Consider the following 18,120-nt stretch of genomic DNA (forward strand, 5'->3'; position numbering starts at 1 on the left):
TGCGCTGAGGGCCGACGATGGACTCGCTCTCCAGCACCCCGAAAGCCGGCCCGACCCTGGCTTCGCTCCTGGCGCCGCGTGGCAGCGAGGTGTCGGACAATCAAGCCGGTGGCGAGCAATTCGCGCGCCTGCTGTCCGCCAAGTCGGACGACAAGACCCCGGTCTTCGCCAAAGGCTCGGAAGGCGCCAATGGCGTCGCTAGCACTGATAACGCCGATGGCGCCGATAGCGCGGATGGCACCGAGGCTGACGACGATGTCGCGGTGGACCCGTCAACAAGCGCCTGCCCCGACACCGCCGGTCTGCAGCGGCCGCCCCTGCCACCGGCCCTGCAGGCGAGCGTCGGCGATCGACCGCTGTGCGCCGCGCGCGATCTCCGTGACCTGCCGGTGTCGACCACCTTTGCGCGGATGAATGACGCCGCTGCGCCGGTGGGGTCGGCGCTGCTGATGTCGGCGCCCGCGGTCTGGGAGGTGTCGATGCAGGATTCGCGCGGCGTCGCGATCACGCTCCGCGCCATGCGCCCGGCCGACGTGCAACTGGCGGGCCAGGCGGCGCCTTGGACCTTGGCGATCAGCGCGCCCGGGCTTGAAGCGGCCGCCTTGTTGCGCCACGCGCCGCGGCTGGACGAACGCTTGAAAGCCCGGGCGTTGACGCTGACGCATGTGCGGATCGAGGGCGACGACGACGCGTCGCGGTGATCGGCTGCGCGTGCGCGGCGCCCACTCGACGTCGTGGCGCTCGCCATCATGCAAAACTACCGCACAAACCGTGACCGACCGCGGCGCGGCTCGCCAGTGCAGTGTTCCACACAGCGTCGAACACTGCACGAGACGTCAAGGACACCATTGACCTCGGACCCCATGACGACAATCACCTCCTACGGCATCCAGCCGGGCGAGCCCTTGAAAGCCGTGCGCATCCGCGTCTGGCTCGTGCACCTGGCGTGCCTGGGCATCTTCTTCTTGCCGGTCACCCCCGCATTGCTGGCCTGGTCGCTGGCCGGCTACTTCCTCCGTGTCTTCAGCTGGGAAGGCGGCTCGCATCGCTACTTCTCGCACCGCAGCTTCAAGACCAGCCGCGGGTTTGCGCTCTTCCTCGCCATTCTGGCGGCGGCAGCCGGCCAACGGGGCCCGCTCTGGTGGGCGGCGCATCATCGCAACCACCACCGCCACTCGGACACCGAGCTCGACCTGCACTCGCCGGTCACCCGTCCCTTCTGGTACGCGCACCTGGGGTGGCTGCTGGACCAGAAGACTCTGGACACCAACCTGGATGATGCCAAGGACCTGGCGCGGTTTCCGGAGCTGGTCTGGGTCAACCGCTTCCACTATCTTTTCCCCCTCGTCGTCCTGGCGGCCTGCGTTTTGTTGGGCCAGTACACGGCCGCCTTCGGTCATTCAGGATTGGGCTTGGCCAGCGCTGTCTGGCTCTTCTTCCTGCCAACTGCGCTATCGCTGCATGCCTCCTTCGCTGTCAACAGCCTGACCCATGGCTTCAAGCCTGGCTTCTGGCACCGCCGGCCGTACCAGACCTCGGACACCACCACCAACGTCTGGTGGCTGGCCATCCCGACACTGGGTGCGGCTTGGCACAACAACCATCACCGCTACATGAATTCGGCCCGTGCAGGATTTCGCTGGTTTGAGCTCGACCTCACGTATGCCATCTTGAAACTCCTGGCTTTGCTGGGGCTCGTCTGGGACTTGCGGCCCGTACCGCAGGACGTGCATGAAGAAGCCGCCCGACAGTGATGCGCGCGTCGAGGGCTGAGCGGGCGCAGCGGCATCGGTCCGCGCCCTCGACCCGATAGAACTCAGCTGCCCAACGCTCACGCCCTGCGCTCTGCCGGGTCTTCTGCCGCGGCCTCCCGGTTGCATGGGTGGGCCCGCCCAAGCGAAGCAGAAGTGCCAAGCAGATCACATCCCGATCCCCGAACGCGACTTCGCGTGAACGCATCGCCGCCCAGCCGCAACACATGGCGCGAACCCGGTTGACACCCCGCGTCAGCCGCACCCCGCACCAGGAGATGCCCGCATGAGCAGACCGACCCCGCGCCCGCACGCTGTCACCGGCACCGCGACCACGCGCCATGACCCGGCGCCGGCCGACCTGCCCCAGCAGCTGCGCGACGCACTGGCCGCCGCCTTGATGGCTTTCGCCGCCGACCCGGGCCCCGACGCGCAGCCGCTGCGGATCGCGCGTTCACCCCGTCCCATCGCCCCTGCGCAGCTGGCCGCCGCCCATGCCGGCAGCGCCCAGCAGCGGCAGCAGGCCCGCGCGACCTACGAGCGCTGTCTGCACCACTACCGCACCATCGTGCGCCCTGGCGATCTGGCTCTGGCGACCGACGACGTCGGCGCCGCGCTGTCGCACTTCGCCGCGGCCAACATCGCGGTGCTGCAGGGCGTGCAGGCCACGCCGGCGATGCGCACGCGGCTGGAACGCCAGCTCGGCGTCATCGTGCGCGCCAGCCCCGCCTGGCAAAGCGCGACGCTGCGTGATCGCCAGGCCTATGCCGAGCAGTTGGGCATCCTCTCGGTGCTGATCACGCAGTACGCCGCGCTCGCGCCGCGGCAAGGGCAGCCGGCGATCGACAACGTGCGGCGCGGCGCGCGGGGCTACCTGCGCCAGCTGCTGGGGATCGACCCCGATGCACTGGCCCTCGGCCCCGACGGCCTCACGCTGCGCGAAGCGCAGGCGGCCTGAATCTGCCGGACATCGCACGATGGACATCGGGCCGCTCATGCCTTCAGTTAGCCATGCCGCTGCGCCGGACGCCGCGGCCTGGTCCGCGGCGGCCGAGCCGGAGGCGATCGGCGAGCCATCGCAGGCCGGCTTGCAGATCGCCTCGTTGCAGGCCGGCACGGTGCAGCCCGCCCGCCCGCCTGCCGTCGCGCTGGCCGACGCTGCGATGCGCGACGACCCGGCGCTGCCCCTCGCCGATGCCCACAACGGCTTTGCGCTGCCGGCCGACCAGCTGACGCCGGCCATGCTGAGCAGCCTGCATGTGCAGGCTGGCGACGCCTGGGCGCTGCTGCATCCCGGCGTTCATGCGCCGGCGACGCCCCGGCCGGGCACCCGCGACGAGGCGGACTTGCATGACGAGCGCGGCGATTCGCCCGCGCGCGACCACGAGGACGACGACACCGACACGACTGTGCCGGAGGCCGACGCATGCGACCCGCAGGCTCAGCCCGAGCCGGCGCCGGCCGAGCCCTGGTGCGACACCCTCACCGGCGTGCTGAATCACCTGCTCGCCGCACCGAACCAGCCGCTGGCCTTGCAAACCGCCGCCGACGAATGGGGCCGCGGCCGCTGCGTGGTGCTGATCTGCCCGCGTTCGCACGCAGCAGCGGGTCCGGCCTGGGGTTTCGTGCTGTGGCCACGCGGCGCGCGGCGCAGCGCGGCGCACCCGCAGCCACATCACACCCTGCCGTGCCAGGCGCTGCTGGGCCAACGGGTCGACGCACGTCTGCAGTGGGCCGGCCCGCCCGCCGCCGTGCGCTGGTGCCACGTGCGCGTGGTCAAGGACCACCATCCCCGGCGCGGCCGCCAACTTTTGGCGATCGATGCGACGGGCAGCACCTCGGGCCCGGTGCCCTGCGAGGTTCAGCTGGGGCCGGTGTGGGTCGGTGCGCCGCGCTGGCGTGAAGCCAGCGTCCGCATCGACGCCGTCAAGCGTTTCTGGTCCGCCCTGGGCGGTCAGTGGAGCGTGTTCGTCGTGGTCTGCTCGCGGCCGCTGAGCGGCACGCCGGCCTTGGACATCGTGGAGGCATGATGCTGCAATCGATCGCTGCCGGCAGCGTGCCGCTGCCCTGTCCTGTCCCCCCGTCGATCGATTGGCGCGCTGCGCTGTCGGCGCTGGGCGACGCAGTGGCCGTGATCGACCTGCACACCCGCACGCTGCGCTGGACCAGCGCGGCCTGGTTGTCCCTGCAACCGAATCTGCGGCCCGGCCTGTCGCTGGCCCAGCTGGAGCGCGCCCTGCCCGGCCTGGCACCGTCGCACTGGGCGGACAGCGCGGCACCGCGGCGCCTCAGCCTCGGTGCATCCGGCGAATGGGAAGCGCAGATCGCCCCGCTCGACGCCGGCCACCGGCTGCTGCGCCTGGCCGACCGCCGCGAGCAAGGTCGCGTGCTGCAGCGCCAGCTCGACGATCGTGAACAACTGCTGTTCACCTCCCGCGTTATCTCCGTCGGCGAGATGGCCACCACGCTGGCGCATGAGTTGAACCAGCCGATCGGCGCCGCGGCGAACCTGCTGCGCGGCCTGCGCGCCCGCCTGTCGCGGCGCGGGATGGACAGCGACGAATCCGATGCGCTCGATCGTGCGATCGAACAGGTGATGTTCGCGTCGCGCGTGATCGTGCGCATCCGCGAGTTCACGCATTCGCACCAGCCGCGCCATGCCCGCGTCGACCTCTCGGCGCTGCTGCGCTCCAGCGCCTCGCTGCTGGATTGGGACTTGCGGCGCACCGGCGCACGCCTGACGCTGCAGCTGCCCGATGAACCGGTGCTGGTGCGCGGCGACGAGGTGATGTTGCAGCAGGTAATCGTCAACCTGATGCGCAATGCGCTCGATGCGCTGCGCACCGATCCGCCCGAGGATCCGCACTTGAGCCTGCGCCTGGTGGTCGGCGCCAAGGAGGCCGAGCTGCAGGTCTGCGACAACGGCTGCGGCCTGGGCGACGACGCGGCCGCCAAGCTGTTCGTGCCCTTCGCCTCCAGCAAGCCCACCGGCATGGGCATCGGCCTGTCGATCTGCCGCTCCTTCGTCGAGCTGCACCAGGGCCGGCTGTGGTTCAGCCGCAATGCCGAGCGCGGCGCCACCTTCCACCTCGGCCTGCCGCTGCTGGCGGCCAATTCGTCAACGCCCGCTTCGGCACCCGCTTGCACACCCGCATCGTCCCCCGTCCAGTGAGATCCGCCATGAGCGCACGCACCGTTTACATCGTCGACGACAACACCGAGTTCCGCGAATCGACCCGCTTCTGGCTCAGCGGCTGCGGCTTCGACGTGCAGACCTGGGGCGACCCGCACGAAGCGATCGAGGCGCTGTCGCGCCGCGACCGCGGGCAAGCCGCCTGCCTGATGCTGGACGTGCGCATGCCGCAGCTGTCCGGCCTGGACGTGCATGACCGCCTGCTCGAACGCCGGGCCGGCCTGCCGGTGATCTACATGAGCGGCCATGCCGATGTGCCGCTGGCGGTGCAGGCGATGCAGAAAGGCGCCGTCACGCTGCTGGAAAAGCCCTTCGACGATGAAGCGCTCGAAGCGGCATTGGCCTCGGCTTTCAGCGCCGGCGAACGCAGCGCGGCCGCACCGGCCCTCGACATCGCTGCGCAGACGCCCACGCCCGGACCGATGCCCACGCCCGCCCCGGCGCCGCAGCCCGATCAGGACGAGGCGCAGCGGTGCTTCATCACCCGCGAAGCCACGCTGACGCCGCGCGAGCGCCAGGTGCTCGGCCATGTCATCGAAGGCACCTACAACAAGAACATCGCCGACCGCATCGGCCTGTCGATCAAGACCGTCGAGCTCTACCGTGCCCGCGGCATGGGCAAGATGAAAGCGCGCTCGGTGGCGGAGCTGACGCGCATGATGATCAGCCGGCGGGCCGGGTGATGAAGCAGCTTGCCAGCACGCCGCTGGACCACCAGGCCACGGTGCCACTGGACTACCAGGCCACCGTGCGGCTGGCCCGCCAGGCCACCGCACCGCTGGATCATCAGGCCACCGTGCCGCTGCTGCGCGGCCACGCCGATCCGGGCATCTGGTTCGAGGCGCCGACCGCCTTCGGCCCGCTGCGCCTGCACTCGGATGGACCGGCCCGCCATGCTGTCGACGCAGCCATCGCGCTGCAGCGCTGCGAGGACTTTCTGGCCGGCCTGGATGACTGGACGCAGCAGATGCTCGATTGGCGGCCGCAGCCCCTCACCGCGCCGCACCCCGCCATGGCAGCGGCAACCCGGGCGACCGGGGCGGCCACCACAGCGGCCACCCCATCGCTCACCCCATCGCTCACCCCATCGCCCACCGCAACGGCCCGCCTCGAGTGGCGCGACAGCAGCCATCGCCTGGCGGTGCCCTGGGCCTGGTTGCGCTCGCTGCCGGCGCCGGCCGCCGCGCTGGCCGCCCGGCTCAGCTGGCCGGCCGGCGATGCGGTCCTGGCCATCGCGCGGCTGCGGCTCACGGCCGATGAGTTGCAACAACTCGAACCCGGCGGCGCGGTGGTCTTGCCGGCCTCGATGCAAGCGGCCTGGCATGGGCTGCTGCGCGGCGCCGGCGAGCCGGTCTCGGCGGCCGCCGGGGTACCCGTGTTGCTGTCGCCGCCGCGGGCCCCGCAACTGGTGCGCGGCCCGGCGCCGCCCGGCACGCTGGCCGCGGTGGGCGACGACGCGGGAACGTTGTGTGAAGTGCGGCTAGCACTCGCGCACGGCCTGGGTGCCGATCGCCTGGCCGGCTGGCGCGACGACGATCTGCCTGAATCGCTCTGCAGCAGCCTGCGGGCCAGCCTGTGGCGCTGCGCCGCCGCACGGCGGCCCGCGTGCAGCTTGGCGCGCGGCCGGCTGATGCCCTGGGGCGACGGCTGGGCGCTGGCGCTGGACTCGATCGCTGCGACCGATGCCATCGACGTACTCGACGCCCTGGCCGAAGCTGCCCCAAGCCCGGCCGAAAGTCACATCGCCGAATCAGCTTGAACGCCAGCGCGAGTCGCTGCCACTCAGGGGTCCATGGACCTCTCCAACTTCTCGCCCTCCTCGGCCCTGCTGACCGTCGTCGTGCTGGCGCTTGCGCCCTTCGTCGCCGTGATGGTCACCTCGTTCACCAAGATCGTCGTCGTGCTCAGCCTGCTGCGCAATGCGCTGGGGCTGCAGCAGGTGCCGCCCAACGTCGTGCTGAACGGCCTGGCGCTGGTGCTGAGCCTGTACGTGATGTACCCGGTCGGCAGCCAGATGGGCGAACGGCTGCAGGGCATCACCGACATCGGCGGCAGCACGCAGGCCATGCTGAAGGCGGCCGACGCGGCGAAAGAGCCGCTGCGTGAGTTCCTGGTCAAGCACAGCCGGCCGGTGGAGAAAGCGTTCTTCCTGAAGACCGCGCAGAAGGCCCTGAAACCGGAACAGGCCGCGGCGCTGACCGAACGCGACTTCCTGGTCATCGTGCCGGCCTTCACCGTCAGCGAGCTGTCGGTGGCCTTCGAGATCGGCTTCCTGATCTTCCTGCCCTTCCTGGTGATCGACCTGGTGATCTCGAACATCCTGATGGCGATGGGCATGATGATGCTGTCGCCGACCACGGTGTCGATGCCGTTCAAGCTGCTGCTGTTCGTGATGATCGACGGCTGGGTCAAGCTCACGCACGGGCTGATCCTGACCTACGTCTGAGAGGCGATCATGATTCACGGCGACATGATCCAGTTGACGCAGCAGGCGCTGTGGTACGTGCTGCTGCTGTCGGCCCCGCCTATTCTGGTGGCCGCGGTGGTGGGCCTGCTGATCGCCTTCGTGCAGGCGGCCACGCAACTGCAGGAGCAGACGACGCAGTACGCCGCCAAGTTCTTCGCGATCGTGATCACGATCTTCCTCACCGGCTCAATGCTCGGTGGCGGCCTTTACCAGTTCGGCGACCGGGTGTTCACCGACTTCGCCAGCCTGGTCCGCCGCTGAGGGCCGGCCGCATGGAGACGCTGGGCATCATCGGCTCGTTCGGCGACATCGCGCTGCTGCTGGGCCTGTCGACGACACGCGTGGCGGTGGCCTTCCTGCTGGTGCCGCTGTTCACCGCCGATCTGATCCCGGCGCTGGTGCGCAATGCGATGTTCCTGTCGATCGCGCTGTTCAGCCTGGCGCTGCAGCCCTCGCCCGGCCCGCTGACGCTGACGTCCTGGCAATGGATCACGCTGTACGGCAAGGAGGCCTTCATCGGCGGCGCGATCGGCTTTGTGTCCGCTGGTGTGATGTGGGCCTTCGAAGCCGCCGGCCAGATCATCGACACCAAGGTCGGCACCACGCAGGCGCAGGTGGTGGATCCCTTGTCGGGCCACCAGACCTCGCTGAATGGCGCCTTCTTCGCCCGGCTGGCGAGCTGGGTGTTCATGGCCGGCGGCGGCTTCATGGTGATGATTGGCGCGCTGTTCGAGAGTTATGCGCTGTGGCCGGTGCAGCGTCCCTTGCCGGCACTGGCCGCAGGCGGCGCCCAGCTTTTCGAACGCGAGTTCGGCCGCATCATGCTGCTGAGCCTGCTGGTCTCCGCCCCGGCGCTGGTGCTGCTGTATGTCATCGACGTCGTGCTGGGCTTGATCAACCGTTTCGCGCAGCAGCTCAACGTCTTCTCGCTGTCGATGTCGCTGAAGGCGGTGGCCGCCACCTGGATCATCTGGATCCAATTGGCCAGCCTGGTGCAGCTGCTCGAGGACGATCTGCTGTCGCGCGGCGGCATCGCCCTGCGTTCGCTGCGCACGCTGTTCGGCAACTGACGAGGCACACGATGGCAGACAAGAACGACGGCGGCGACAAGACCGAGAAACCGACCTCGAAGAAGCTCGAGGATGCACGCAAGAAGGGCGACGTCTCGAAGAGCAAGGAAGTCACCAGCGCGGTGGGCCTGGTGTTGTGGCTGGCCATGGTCGCTCTTCTCACGAGTTATGCCGTGACACGCATCGCGACGCTCTACGACGCGCTGTTCGCGACCATCGCCCAGGGCTGGGCCACCACCGGTTTCGCCGGCGCCGCGCGCTCGATCGGCGGACTGGCCGGCGAACTGGCGCTGACGCTGACTGCGCTGCTGGTGGTACCGGCCGCACTGATCGGCCTGCTGACCGATTTTCTGCAGATCGGCGCGCTGCTGACCTTCGACAAGGTCACGCCGAAGCTGGAGCACATGAATCCGGTCGAGGGTGTCAAGCGCATGTTCTCGCTCGACAACCTGATCGAGGTCATCAAGGCGCTGGCCAAGACCGCACTGCTGCTGCTGGTCGGCTGGCTGGTGGTGAAGTCCGCGCTGCCGCAGATCGTCAACCTCGCGCGTTCGCCTGTCTTGCCGCCAGGGGCCATCGGCTCGCTGATGTGGGACCTGAGCCTGAAGCTGCTGGGCTGGACCGTGGCGCTGTTTGCGCTGGTGGCCGTGCTCGATGCCGCTTATCAACGCCACTCCTTCATGAAGAAGATGCGCATGAGCATCCAGGACATCAAGCGCGAAATGAAGGACGGCGAAGGCGACCCGCACGTCAAGCAGCAGCGGCGCCAGGCGGCGCAAGAATCGGCGCAGCGCAACGCGACACAGGCCGCGCGCAATGCCAATGTGCTGGTGGTCAACCCGACGCATGTGGCCATCGCGATCGACTACGACCGCGAGAACACGCCGGTGCCGACGATCGCCGCCAAGGGCGAGGACCATGTCGCGCGGGCCATGCGTGCCGCGGCCGAGGAGGCCGGCGTGCCCATCGTGCGCAACATTCCGCTGGCGCGCGACCTGCTGGCGCGCAGCGAGGTCGGCGAGATCATTCCGGCCGACCTGTTCGACATCATCGCCGAGGTGATCCTCTGGGCGCGCGAGGTGCGCGAGCAGGTCGCCGCGGCGGATGCGCCGCCGCCGCGCCGCCGCAGCACGCCCGGCGAGGACCTGACACGCTACCCCGACAAGTTCACTCCATAACCTGGAAACACCATGGAATCGTTCGCCATGAGCTTCGCCAGCATGATGCTGGCGCTGGGCCTGGTCATTGCGCTGGCCTGGCTGCTGCTGCGCCTGCTGCGCGGCCGCCTGCAGCCGCGCGCATCGCCCGGCCAATCGGACGACATGCTGCGCTTCGTGCGCGCCTTGCAGGTCGGCGCCAAAGAGCGGGTGGTGATCGTCGAACATCGCGGCGCACGCTGGATGCTGGGCGTCACCGCCGGCGGCATGCACACCATCGCGCACTGGCCGCAGGAGAACGCGGGCACGCCGGACGCCGCGGTTGTGATCAATAGCACGAATTCGGAGCGGCCCTGATTCGGGTTGACGGAAAGAGTAGGGACGGTCCTAGCTGCCGAACGTCCCGACTATCGAGAAGCGGTTGGTTCACCTTTAATAGAACTGTCCGCGACGCAGATGCAGAACGAAAGAGCAGTGAGTCGTTGGCATACAGGATCGCCGAGAAACCGGCAACACCGGATCAAGGCGGAACGCAATTGAAACCCGGGGCCTCACGCGCCAAGTCGCAAACGCCCCAACCACACTGGAGCATCATCATGGGTCTCTTTGACAGCATCGTCAGCGGCGTCGGCAACCTGGTCAGCTCGGCGGTCGGCGCCGTAGCCGACGTGGCCAGCGTCTGCTTCCCCCCCTTGGCCATCGCAACCAGCCTCGGCAACATGCTGGCGCAAGGCCTGGGCCAGGCGGTGAACACCGCCGCGCAGTCCCTGTCGCAGATTGCCGGCATGCCGAAGTTCATCGCCGACGAGGTCGGTGGCCTGGTCGGCAAGGTCATCGGCCAATTGATCCACCCCTCGGATCCGAAGTGCGACCAGCAGGTGCACGGCGAACTCGGCAATGACCTGCGCGACTTCTTCGACAACTTCAGCGACAGCGTGATCAAGAACGTGCTGTCTGAAATGGAAGGCAAGACCAAGGGGGGCAAGGCCGGCGGCGGCAGCTGGTACGAAGCGCTGGCCAAGGCGCTGGGCCAGGCGCTCGACGCTCAGGCCGACAAGATCGCCGACCTGTCGAAGAAGATCGATGGACTGTCCTCGCAAGGCCAGCAGATCGATGCCAAGGCCGACCCGAAAGGCGCGCAGGCGGTGCAGGACGACAAGGCTTCGACGATGACCGAACTGCAGGCCGCGTCGCAGAAGATGAGCTTCATGATGAGCGCTTCGGACAACGTGCTGAAGACGCTTGGCGAGGCGCTGGGCCAGATGGCGCGCAAGTAAGCCCCCGGCTTGCAGCCCGCTAGTCAAGGCGAAGGCAGGGCGACCTGCCTTCGCCTTTTTTCATGTGTTCAGCGTTATCGGAGGTCCCATGCAATTGCCCATCGATTTGAGTTGCGCGGTCTGGTTCTTCGCCCACGAAGTGTGGGAGGACGAAGAACCGCTGCCGCCCCCACCCCTGCCCTCGGCTGCAGAGAATGCGGCCGCCGGCGCCGACCTGGCCTGCACCGGCGACGCCGCGCAGCGCTTGCCCGATGCTGCGTCGCCCGTGCCGCCGCCGGCACCCGACCCACCGCGCCAGGTGTTCAAGGGCTATGCCTACGAAACCCGCTTCAACTGGTTGCCCTGCGATTCGCCGGTCGCGCGGCCGTGGGTGCAGGCGCCAGCGCAGGCACGCTCGGACGAGCGCCGGAAGCACGTCGATGAAGTCGACCCGTTGCGGCTGGATCCACGCCCGGATCCATGCCTCGATCCGTGCCCAGAACAGCGCCAGGAACCGCCGGCGCTGGACGGCAGCGACCCGGTGCGATGAAGGCCGTGTCTTTCCGGTCCCGCGGCCGGCCATTGGGAGCAGCCCTAGCTGGGAAGCGCCGCAGTGGCTGGCCGCGGCACCGGTCGATAGCATGGGTCACAAAAGCCGCAGCAGCTTGAAAGACGAACTGAAAGACCATCATGATCCGCGTCTCCGATCTTGTTCCGCAGTCACCGGCACTGCGTTCGCTGTCTCCCTTGCAGCCGCTAGGCGGTGCGCAGGCGCTGAACCCGTCGTCGTGGTTCGACGACGACGGGTTGAGCGCCGGTGCGCGCATCGGTGTCGAGCTCAGCAGCACTTGCCGGGGCTTGAGCGTCGCCCAGCACGCCGAACGGGTGCTGACCCCGTTGTGCGGCGAGCAGGATGCGCCGGGCCGCTGAGCGGGCCGTGGTCGAGCCCTGGATCGAGCCATCGAGCGCACCCGCGAGGATCAGGACGATGGCCGCGCTGCTGTGCGAACCCCGCTGGGCCCAGGCCGCGCAGGCCCTGGTCGACGGCTGCATCGATTTGCCCGACGACGAGAGCCGCGTGGCCTTGCTGGCCACCGTCTGCGACGCGCTGGGCGACGAGCTCTACCCCGCCTTCCTGCGCGTGCTGTGGGTCATCGGCCAGCAGGGCGATCACGCGGCCTGCGCTGCGGTGGCGCGGGCGCTGGTGCATGCCTTGCGCACCGGGCGGCTGCCGAGCGGGCGGCGCAGCGCCTGGGGCGACAGCGTGCCGACGCCCTCACAGGCCGCCTATGGCCGCACCCGTTGCCTCGGGCCGCTGGAATACCTGTGCGCATGGCATTCGCAGGCCGAGCCGGTGCGTGCGCTGTCTGCAGCGCAGTTCCACCAGGCGGCGCGCTCCTTGATGGAGCTGATCGCCGCCTGCCGCGAAGCGCGCCTGCTGTACTGCGAGAAGCTGCTGGCCGATGCCGACGATCCGCTGCCGGGGGCTCTGACGCGGCAGACCCGTGAGGCTTTGAGAGCGCTCGCCGTCGCCTGGTCGGCGGGGGAGCCTGCCTTCGATGCGAGCGCGCGCTTTTTGCGGGCCTTGCCGGCGGCGCGGGGATCATCGTTGCTCGGGGCTTGAGCTTGCTTTGCCGGGGCGGAATCCCGGCCACTTTCCAGTACACAGCAACACGAAAACGGGGCCTGTCGCCAGACCCCGTGCACTCGAACAACTCGAACGGCCAGCCGCGTCAAGGCAGGATCGTGTCGTTCCCCGGCCCGCCGACCTTCCAGTCGAAGCCGGGCCCGCCGACCAGCAGGTCGTTGCCGCGCCCGCCATGCAACACGTCATTGCCCTTGCCGCCCAGCAGCACGTCGTTGCCGCGCCCGCCATGCAGCACGTCGTTGCCCTTGCCGCCCAGCAGCACATCGTTGCCGCGCCCGCCGTGCAGCACGTCGTTGCCCTTGCCGCCCAGCAACAGATCGTTGCCGCGCCCGCCGTGCAGGCAGTCGTTGCCGCCGCGACCGGCGATCGCGTCGTTGCCACGGCCGCCGAAGAAGTGGTCGTCGCCGTTGCCGCCGACCATCACGTCGTCGCCGCAGCCGCCATGCGCGGTGATGTCGGCCGTGACGTTGGCATCAACGACCAGCGTGTCGTTGCCGGCGCCGAGCTGGAAGTCGGTGTTCTCCAGTTGCTGCTTGGTCATGAACTGGGTATTGCCATTGACCGTCACTTCGTACAGGCCCAGCAGGCCGGCCAGGCCCGAGGCCTTGGCGATGTGCACGTTGTCGTTGCCGGCGGTTCCGTAGACGGTGTTGGTCGGGCCAGCGGGGGGAATGGGAAACATGATGGAACTCCTTGGGTTGGGTTGCCGCGACACGCCGAAATGTTCGCGCCGCTGGTGTCCATTGAAGGCTTTGTGACGAAGTAGGCCAAGACGGGACCTTCGGCAGTTAGGAGGGCTCCGATCCGTGACTTCGGTAATCACCGAAATCGCCTCGGGCTGCAACTCAGGGTCGTACCGATGCCGTTCTTCAAGGAGACCGACCATGAGCACGCTGCACACCCACACCGTCGAGCACGCCCACTTCGAGCTGCTGTTCCAGTCGCTGTTCGACGGCGGCCGCGGTTACGCCTTCCCGTGCGACGCCGCCGGCCACGTCGACATGGATGGCATGAGCGAACGCCTGCGGCTGCACTACCTGTACGTCAAGAAGCTGATCGGCCGCGATTTCTCGACCCCGGCCGTGCGCCCGACCTTGCAGTGAGCAAATGTTTGAACCGCCGGCGTCGCATCCGCAACTGAGTGGATGCGACGGGCCATCTGTCCAGCTTCGGCCAGACCGATGCCCTCGCGCTGACCGTTTCAACAGGCGGGCGGCGGCAGGCAGGGCTATATTCGACCGACGCCACCGTCACCGCACGCCATGGACAACGACCAGGTGAAGACACTGCTCGAACGCATCGGTCGACAGGACCAATCCGCGTTCCGTGAGCTTTACCAGGCGTTCAGCCGCCGGGTCTACGCCTATGCGCTGAACATGCTCAAGGATCCGGCCCGGGCCGAGGAGATTTTGGTGGACACGATGCATGAAGTCTGGCGGGCGCCGGCCCGCTTTCGCGGCGACTCCCAGTTCAGCACCTGGCTGATCGGCGTGGCCCGCAACAAGGCCTTGATGGCCTACCGCTCGCGGCGCCCCGATGAATTGCATGCCGACCTCGACGACATCGCCGAGACCGCCGCGTCGGATTCGCCCGATGGTTTTGCCCAACTCGCCGCCAAGCAGCGCAGCGAAGGCGTGCGCGCCTGCATGGGCAAGCTGTCCAACGAGCACCGCGAATGCATGCACCTGGTGTTCTTCGAGGGCCTGTCGCTGGCCGAGGTGGCCACGGTCCAGGGCTGCCCTGAAAACACCGTCAAGACCCGGCTGTTCCACGCCCGCCAGAAGATCAAGAGCTGCTTGCAGCGCATGGTCGAACGTGAAGGCGGCACGCTGCCGGTCGAGGCCAGATCATGAGCGACCGCTTTCAGGAATTGCTGCCGTTCTACGTCAACGGTTCACTGGGCGCCGAAGACCGCGAGTGGGTCGATCGTCATGTCGCCGAGCATGACGATGCGCGGGCCGAACTCGCGTGGTGCCGTTCGCTGCAATCGCGCCTGCAGGACGAAGCGCCGGCCGTTTCCGCATCGATCGGGCTGGACAAGGCGATGCAGCGCATCCGCAGCGAGCCGGCGCGCACGGGCCTGGGCGATCGCATCGCAGCCTTCTTCGGCCTGCTCGGCGTGCGGCCGGTCACCGCCTTCGCGGGCCTGGCGATCATGGCCGTGCAGGGCGGCGTGATCGTCAGCCTGATGCAGGACAAGCGCAGCGACGCCGACGGACCCATCACCGAGATGCGCGCGCCGCAGGCCACCGCGGTGCACGAGGGTCCGATGCTGAAGCTCAACTTCGCGCCCGACGCGAAGGAGGCCGAGATCCGCCACCTGCTGATGTCCGTGCAAGGCCATCTGGCCGGCGGGCCGGGGCAGCTCGGCGACTACTTCGTCGTCGTGCCGGTCGGCAAGGAAGCGGCACTGGCCGAGCAGATCCGCCACAGCCCGATCGTGCAGGCCGTCACGTTGGCGCCGGGCCTGCCGCCGCGGGAGTGAGGCGATGGCGCGCCCGACCGGCGGCTTCCCGCGCCGCGACCTGCTCGGCCTGGCGGCGGCCGGGCTGCTCGGTGCCGGCGCACTGTCGTCGGCGACATCGGCCCCGGCAACGGCCGCAACATCGGCCCCGGCCACAGGCCTGCGCGCCGAGCGCCGCATCGCGCTGGTGATCGGCAACGGCGCCTACAAGTCGGCGCCGCTGAAGAACCCGGTCGGTGATGCCGAGGCCGTGGCCGCCAGCCTGAAGCAGCTCGGCTACGAGGTGATCTTCCGGCGCGACACGGGGCTCTTCGATCTGGTCGAAGCACTGCGCGAGTTTTCGGTGCGGGCCTCGGACAGCGCCGTGCGCCTGTTGTTCTACGCCGGCCACGGCATCCAGGCGCGGGGCCGCAACTACCTGCTGCCGGTCGACGTCGAGCCGCAAAGCGAGGATGAGATTTCCGCCAAGGCAGCCGATGTCGGCCAGTTCATCGACCGCCTGAGCGCCATCCGCCACGGCCTGAACATCGTCGTGCTCGATGCCTGCCGTGTGAATCCGTTCGCCGGCGGCGTCTTCGTCGGGCCCGACGGGCGCCGGCTGAAGTTCCGCGGCGTCACGCCCACCGGCCTGGCGCCGCTGGATGCGCCGGTGGGCACCCTGGTGGCGTTCTCGACGGCGCCCAACGGCGTCGCGCTCGATGGCCCGGTCGGCGCGCACAGCATCTATGCCAAGCATCTGCTGGCGCACCTGCCCACACCGGGGCTCCCGATCGAGCAGTTGTTCAAGCGCGTGCGCATTGGCGTGGCGGACGAAACGCAACGCCTGCAGGTGCCCTGGGAATCGTCCAGCCTGACGGCCGACTACTGCTTCAAGCCCGGCACGCAGGGCCGCTGCGGCTGAGCCGGCGTGCAATATCACCGGGCTTCACCCTAGATCCGCAAAACACGGCGCGTTGCGTTGTGTGCGGGCCTGGGCACAGAATCGACTGTCTCGACCGTTGCGGATTTTCTTGCATGAGTCGCCGTCAACTGCTCGCCTGGCTCGGCCTCGCGCCAGCCGCCTGGCTGGGGCTGGCATCGCGGCGCGTGCTGGCTCAGCCGGCCGCTGCGGCTTCGCGCCGCGTGGCGCTGGTCATCGGCAATGGCCAGTACGCGCAGCTGCCGCTGTCGAATCCCGAAAACGATGCGCGTCTGATCGCGTCCACGATGAAGTCGCTGGGCTTCGAGGTCGAACTGCAGCTCAACCTGAAGGCGCGCGACTTCAAGCGCGTGCTGCGCGATTTCGGCCGCCGTGTCGACGCCGATGAGAGCGCGGCGGTGTTCTTCTATGCCGGCCACGGCATGCAGATCGATCGCCGCAACTACCTGCTGCCGGTGGACCTGAACCTGCGCGACGAAGGCGAGATCCGCGACGAATCGATCGACATGGAAGAAGCGCTGCTGAGCCGCATCGACCGGGTGCGGCCACGGGCCCGCATCTTCATCATCGATGCCTGCCGCGACAACCCGTTCACCGCGCGCACGCGCAGCCTGCGCGTGGCCAGCGGGCTGGCCGAAGTGGCCGCGCCGGGCGCGCTGGTGGCCTTCTCGGCCGCCCCCGGCCGCACCGCCGAAGACGGTCCGCCCGGCACCAACAGCATCTACAGCCGCCACCTCGCGCAGGAAATGCGCGTCGAGGGCATCGAGGTCGAGGAGATGCTGAAGAACGTGCGGGTCAAGGTGCTGCGCGAGACGCAGGAACGCCAGATTCCGTGGGTCAACACCTCGATGGTGGTGAACTTCGTGTTCAATCCCGGCGCCGGCGGGCTCGCTGCGGCGGCAGCGACCGCAGCGCCCGCGCCGACACGACGTGTCAACCCGGCAGGATCGAACACGACGACGGCGGCCGCCGCCGAGCCCACCGAGCGGCGCACGCTGCGCCTGAGCCTTCGCGCCGAGCGCAGCCTGAACACCGACCGGGCCCAGGGTTCGGCCTCGCTGGCGCTGCGCGTGTACCTGCTGCGCGACGGCCAGGCCTTCCAGCGCGCCAGCTTCGACAGCCTCTACGACAACGACGACGCGACGCTCGGCAGCGCGCTGCTGCGCCGCGAGAGCCTGCACCTGCGGCCCGGCGAGACGCGCGAATTGGTGCTGGGTGTCGGCGACGAAGCCCGTGTCGTCGCGGTATTCGCCGCCTACCGCGAACTGGCGCAGGCGCAGTGGCGCACCGTGCTGGCGCTGCCCACCGACGGCATCATGCCGCCGGCGAGTTTGCGTGCCCAGGCGCGCGAGGTGCAGCTCGCATGGCTGCCCTGAATGAGCCCGGGCGCGCAGCGGCCGCGGCCGCGCCTTCAGCGCACTCGGCGCATTCAACGCACTCGACCTGGCCGACACCGCCGCAGCATGCCGACCGCCGATCACTCGAGCTGCATGCCAGCGCCCGGCCGCTGATCGCACTGGCCACCCAGCTGCGCCTGGCGGTGGTGTATTCGCCCGAGCGCATGAAGCTGGCGCTGGCGGTGGCCGTCGAGCGGCTCGAAGCGGGGCTGGCCGGCGCCGGCTGGGACCAGCGCGGCATCTCGGCGGCGAGCTACCTGCTGTGCAGCTGGGTCGACGAGGTGGTGGCCGACACGCCCTGGGGCGCCGGCGATGCCGGCTTGCTGCAGCGCTTTCATGGCGAGCGCCGCGGCAGCGATCGCATCCTGCGCCTGCTGTCGGCCCTGGCCGAAGCGCCGCAGGAGAACCGCGCGCTGCTCGAGCTGTTCCATGCCTGCCTGAGCCTGGGCCTGAACGGGCACTTGCGCGGTGCCGGCGCCGGCGCGCAGCAGCAGCTCGACCAGCTGCGCACCCGCGTCTTCCTCACGTTGCCGCAGCCGCAGACCGCCCTCGCACCACCCTGCCGGCCCGCGGTGAAACCGGGTTCGCCGACCTGGCGTCGCCATCTCGCGCTGGTCACGCTGCTGCTGCTGGGCCTGGTGACGCTGGGCGTCTACACGGTCAGCCATCTGCGGCTGGCCGAGCGCGTCGACGAGGTGTTCAGCGCGATGCAGCAGATCGCTACGGGTGGCGCGCCGGCGCCGGCGCGGGTCGTCGCGGCGCCGGCCCCACCGGGCCCGCCGCGCCTGGCGCCGCTGC

General features: G+C 69.1%; 23 protein-coding genes. 22 read left to right on the plus strand and 1 reads right to left on the minus strand.

What is annotated here, in order from left to right:
• The first annotated feature begins 17 nt into the window (after window positions 1-17).
• From VLK61_RS27460 to VLK61_RS27535, 16 genes are all read left to right on the plus strand, one after another.
• Window positions 18-701, plus strand: a complete 684-nt coding sequence (locus tag VLK61_RS27460; RefSeq protein WP_325426043.1) for a hypothetical protein — start codon at window positions 18-20, stop codon at window positions 699-701.
• 162 nt (window positions 702-863) lie between these two features.
• On the plus strand, window positions 864-1,754 hold the full coding sequence (locus tag VLK61_RS27465) for an acyl-CoA desaturase (RefSeq protein WP_325426046.1): 891 nt from the start codon (window positions 864-866) through the stop codon (window positions 1,752-1,754).
• 283 nt (window positions 1,755-2,037) lie between these two features.
• Window positions 2,038-2,709, plus strand: a complete 672-nt coding sequence (locus VLK61_RS27470; protein ID WP_325426048.1) for a DUF6683 family protein — start codon at window positions 2,038-2,040, stop codon at window positions 2,707-2,709.
• A gap of 19 nt (window positions 2,710-2,728) precedes the next feature.
• On the plus strand, window positions 2,729-3,781 hold the full coding sequence (locus VLK61_RS27475; protein WP_325426050.1) for a hypothetical protein: 1,053 nt from the start codon (window positions 2,729-2,731) through the stop codon (window positions 3,779-3,781).
• Window positions 3,781-4,923, plus strand: a complete 1,143-nt coding sequence (locus tag VLK61_RS27480) for a sensor histidine kinase (protein WP_325426052.1) — start codon at window positions 3,781-3,783, stop codon at window positions 4,921-4,923. The genes VLK61_RS27475 and VLK61_RS27480 overlap by 1 nt, the downstream gene beginning before the upstream one ends.
• A gap of 8 nt (window positions 4,924-4,931) precedes the next feature.
• Window positions 4,932-5,627, plus strand: coding sequence for a response regulator transcription factor (locus VLK61_RS27485; RefSeq protein WP_325426054.1), 696 nt, complete (start codon window positions 4,932-4,934; stop codon window positions 5,625-5,627).
• Window positions 5,627-6,703 carry a hypothetical protein gene (locus tag VLK61_RS27490; protein ID WP_325426056.1) on the plus strand — a complete coding sequence of 359 codons (1,077 nt, stop codon included), beginning with the start codon at window positions 5,627-5,629 and terminating at the stop codon, window positions 6,701-6,703. The genes VLK61_RS27485 and VLK61_RS27490 overlap by 1 nt, the downstream gene beginning before the upstream one ends.
• Before the next feature lie 33 nt (window positions 6,704-6,736).
• A complete protein-coding gene (gene sctR, locus VLK61_RS27495; RefSeq protein WP_325426058.1) occupies window positions 6,737-7,390 on the plus strand; it encodes a type III secretion system export apparatus subunit SctR in 654 nt (217 codons plus the stop codon).
• Between the two features lie 9 nt (window positions 7,391-7,399).
• Complete coding sequence (gene sctS / locus VLK61_RS27500; protein ID WP_325426060.1) at window positions 7,400-7,672, plus strand: type III secretion system export apparatus subunit SctS; 273 nt, start codon at window positions 7,400-7,402, stop codon at window positions 7,670-7,672.
• An 11-nt stretch (window positions 7,673-7,683) separates the two neighbouring features.
• Window positions 7,684-8,481, plus strand: a complete 798-nt coding sequence (gene sctT / locus VLK61_RS27505; RefSeq protein ID WP_325426062.1) for a type III secretion system export apparatus subunit SctT — start codon at window positions 7,684-7,686, stop codon at window positions 8,479-8,481.
• 11 nt (window positions 8,482-8,492) lie between these two features.
• Window positions 8,493-9,659, plus strand: coding sequence for a type III secretion system export apparatus subunit SctU (gene sctU, locus VLK61_RS27510; protein ID WP_325426064.1), 1,167 nt, complete (start codon window positions 8,493-8,495; stop codon window positions 9,657-9,659).
• A 12-nt stretch (window positions 9,660-9,671) separates the two neighbouring features.
• Window positions 9,672-9,995, plus strand: coding sequence for a flagellar biosynthetic protein FliO (locus VLK61_RS27515; RefSeq protein ID WP_325426066.1), 324 nt, complete (start codon window positions 9,672-9,674; stop codon window positions 9,993-9,995).
• Between the two features lie 239 nt (window positions 9,996-10,234).
• On the plus strand, window positions 10,235-10,915 hold the full coding sequence (locus VLK61_RS27520; protein WP_325426068.1) for a hypothetical protein: 681 nt from the start codon (window positions 10,235-10,237) through the stop codon (window positions 10,913-10,915).
• An 88-nt stretch (window positions 10,916-11,003) separates the two neighbouring features.
• Entirely contained in the window at window positions 11,004-11,444 is a 441-nt protein-coding gene (locus VLK61_RS27525; protein WP_325426070.1) for a hypothetical protein, read from the plus strand.
• A 140-nt stretch (window positions 11,445-11,584) separates the two neighbouring features.
• Window positions 11,585-11,824, plus strand: coding sequence for a hypothetical protein (locus VLK61_RS27530; protein WP_325426072.1), 240 nt, complete (start codon window positions 11,585-11,587; stop codon window positions 11,822-11,824).
• Window positions 11,825-11,882: 58 nt separating this feature from the next.
• The gene (locus VLK61_RS27535) at window positions 11,883-12,518 is read left to right on the plus strand and encodes a hypothetical protein (protein WP_325426074.1); all 636 of its coding nucleotides are present in this window, start codon (window positions 11,883-11,885) and stop codon (window positions 12,516-12,518) included.
• Between the two features lie 109 nt (window positions 12,519-12,627).
• Here VLK61_RS27535 and VLK61_RS27540 read toward each other — a convergent pair whose 3' ends face one another.
• Entirely contained in the window at window positions 12,628-13,224 is a 597-nt protein-coding gene (locus VLK61_RS27540) for a calcium-binding protein (protein ID WP_325426076.1), read from the minus strand.
• A 202-nt stretch (window positions 13,225-13,426) separates the two neighbouring features.
• On the opposite strand from VLK61_RS27540, the gene VLK61_RS27545 reads away from it, so the two are divergent.
• From VLK61_RS27545 to icmH, 6 genes are all read left to right on the plus strand, one after another.
• Window positions 13,427-13,645, plus strand: a complete 219-nt coding sequence (locus VLK61_RS27545) for a hypothetical protein (RefSeq protein WP_325426078.1) — start codon at window positions 13,427-13,429, stop codon at window positions 13,643-13,645.
• Between the two features lie 159 nt (window positions 13,646-13,804).
• On the plus strand, window positions 13,805-14,395 hold the full coding sequence (locus VLK61_RS27550; protein WP_325426080.1) for an RNA polymerase sigma factor: 591 nt from the start codon (window positions 13,805-13,807) through the stop codon (window positions 14,393-14,395).
• Window positions 14,392-15,027 carry an anti-sigma factor family protein gene (locus VLK61_RS27555; RefSeq protein ID WP_325426082.1) on the plus strand — a complete coding sequence of 212 codons (636 nt, stop codon included), beginning with the start codon at window positions 14,392-14,394 and terminating at the stop codon, window positions 15,025-15,027. The genes VLK61_RS27550 and VLK61_RS27555 overlap by 4 nt, the downstream gene beginning before the upstream one ends.
• 4 nt (window positions 15,028-15,031) lie before the next feature.
• A complete protein-coding gene (locus VLK61_RS27560) occupies window positions 15,032-15,907 on the plus strand; it encodes a caspase family protein (protein WP_325426084.1) in 876 nt (291 codons plus the stop codon).
• A gap of 113 nt (window positions 15,908-16,020) precedes the next feature.
• Window positions 16,021-17,301, plus strand: coding sequence for a type VI secretion system lipoprotein TssJ (gene tssJ, locus VLK61_RS27565; protein ID WP_325426086.1), 1,281 nt, complete (start codon window positions 16,021-16,023; stop codon window positions 17,299-17,301).
• A partial coding sequence (gene icmH / locus VLK61_RS27570) for a type IVB secretion system protein IcmH/DotU (RefSeq protein WP_325426088.1) occupies window positions 17,289-18,120 on the plus strand: 832 nt, incomplete at its 3' end. The genes tssJ and icmH, both read left to right, overlap by 13 nt.

The organism is Aquabacterium sp. (assembly GCF_035476535.1).
Taxonomy (GTDB): domain Bacteria; phylum Pseudomonadota; class Gammaproteobacteria; order Burkholderiales; family Burkholderiaceae_C; genus Pseudaquabacterium.

Excerpts from the sequence above, each read along its gene's own strand:
- VLK61_RS27460 (WP_325426043.1), top strand. The coding sequence starts at position 18 with ATGGACTCGCTCTCCAGCACCCCGAAAGCCGGCCCGACCCTGGCTTCG.
- VLK61_RS27465 (WP_325426046.1), top strand. The coding sequence starts at position 864 with ATGACGACAATCACCTCCTACGGCATCCAGCCGGGCGAGCCCTTGAAA.
- VLK61_RS27470 (WP_325426048.1), top strand. The coding sequence starts at position 2,038 with ATGAGCAGACCGACCCCGCGCCCGCACGCTGTCACCGGCACCGCGACC.
- VLK61_RS27475 (WP_325426050.1), top strand. The coding sequence starts at position 2,729 with ATGGACATCGGGCCGCTCATGCCTTCAGTTAGCCATGCCGCTGCGCCG.
- VLK61_RS27480 (WP_325426052.1), top strand. The coding sequence starts at position 3,781 with ATGCTGCAATCGATCGCTGCCGGCAGCGTGCCGCTGCCCTGTCCTGTC.
- VLK61_RS27485 (WP_325426054.1), top strand. The coding sequence starts at position 4,932 with ATGAGCGCACGCACCGTTTACATCGTCGACGACAACACCGAGTTCCGC.
- VLK61_RS27490 (WP_325426056.1), top strand. The coding sequence starts at position 5,627 with ATGAAGCAGCTTGCCAGCACGCCGCTGGACCACCAGGCCACGGTGCCA.
- sctR (WP_325426058.1), top strand. The coding sequence starts at position 6,737 with ATGGACCTCTCCAACTTCTCGCCCTCCTCGGCCCTGCTGACCGTCGTC.
- sctS (WP_325426060.1), top strand. The coding sequence starts at position 7,400 with ATGATTCACGGCGACATGATCCAGTTGACGCAGCAGGCGCTGTGGTAC.
- sctT (WP_325426062.1), top strand. The coding sequence starts at position 7,684 with ATGGAGACGCTGGGCATCATCGGCTCGTTCGGCGACATCGCGCTGCTG.
- sctU (WP_325426064.1), top strand. The coding sequence starts at position 8,493 with ATGGCAGACAAGAACGACGGCGGCGACAAGACCGAGAAACCGACCTCG.
- VLK61_RS27515 (WP_325426066.1), top strand. The coding sequence starts at position 9,672 with ATGGAATCGTTCGCCATGAGCTTCGCCAGCATGATGCTGGCGCTGGGC.
- VLK61_RS27520 (WP_325426068.1), top strand. The coding sequence starts at position 10,235 with ATGGGTCTCTTTGACAGCATCGTCAGCGGCGTCGGCAACCTGGTCAGC.
- VLK61_RS27525 (WP_325426070.1), top strand. The coding sequence starts at position 11,004 with ATGCAATTGCCCATCGATTTGAGTTGCGCGGTCTGGTTCTTCGCCCAC.
- VLK61_RS27530 (WP_325426072.1), top strand. The coding sequence starts at position 11,585 with ATGATCCGCGTCTCCGATCTTGTTCCGCAGTCACCGGCACTGCGTTCG.
- VLK61_RS27535 (WP_325426074.1), top strand. The coding sequence starts at position 11,883 with ATGGCCGCGCTGCTGTGCGAACCCCGCTGGGCCCAGGCCGCGCAGGCC.
- VLK61_RS27540 (WP_325426076.1), bottom strand. The coding sequence starts at position 13,224 with ATGTTTCCCATTCCCCCCGCTGGCCCGACCAACACCGTCTACGGAACC.
- VLK61_RS27545 (WP_325426078.1), top strand. The coding sequence starts at position 13,427 with ATGAGCACGCTGCACACCCACACCGTCGAGCACGCCCACTTCGAGCTG.
- VLK61_RS27550 (WP_325426080.1), top strand. The coding sequence starts at position 13,805 with ATGGACAACGACCAGGTGAAGACACTGCTCGAACGCATCGGTCGACAG.
- VLK61_RS27555 (WP_325426082.1), top strand. The coding sequence starts at position 14,392 with ATGAGCGACCGCTTTCAGGAATTGCTGCCGTTCTACGTCAACGGTTCA.
- VLK61_RS27560 (WP_325426084.1), top strand. The coding sequence starts at position 15,032 with ATGGCGCGCCCGACCGGCGGCTTCCCGCGCCGCGACCTGCTCGGCCTG.
- tssJ (WP_325426086.1), top strand. The coding sequence starts at position 16,021 with ATGAGTCGCCGTCAACTGCTCGCCTGGCTCGGCCTCGCGCCAGCCGCC.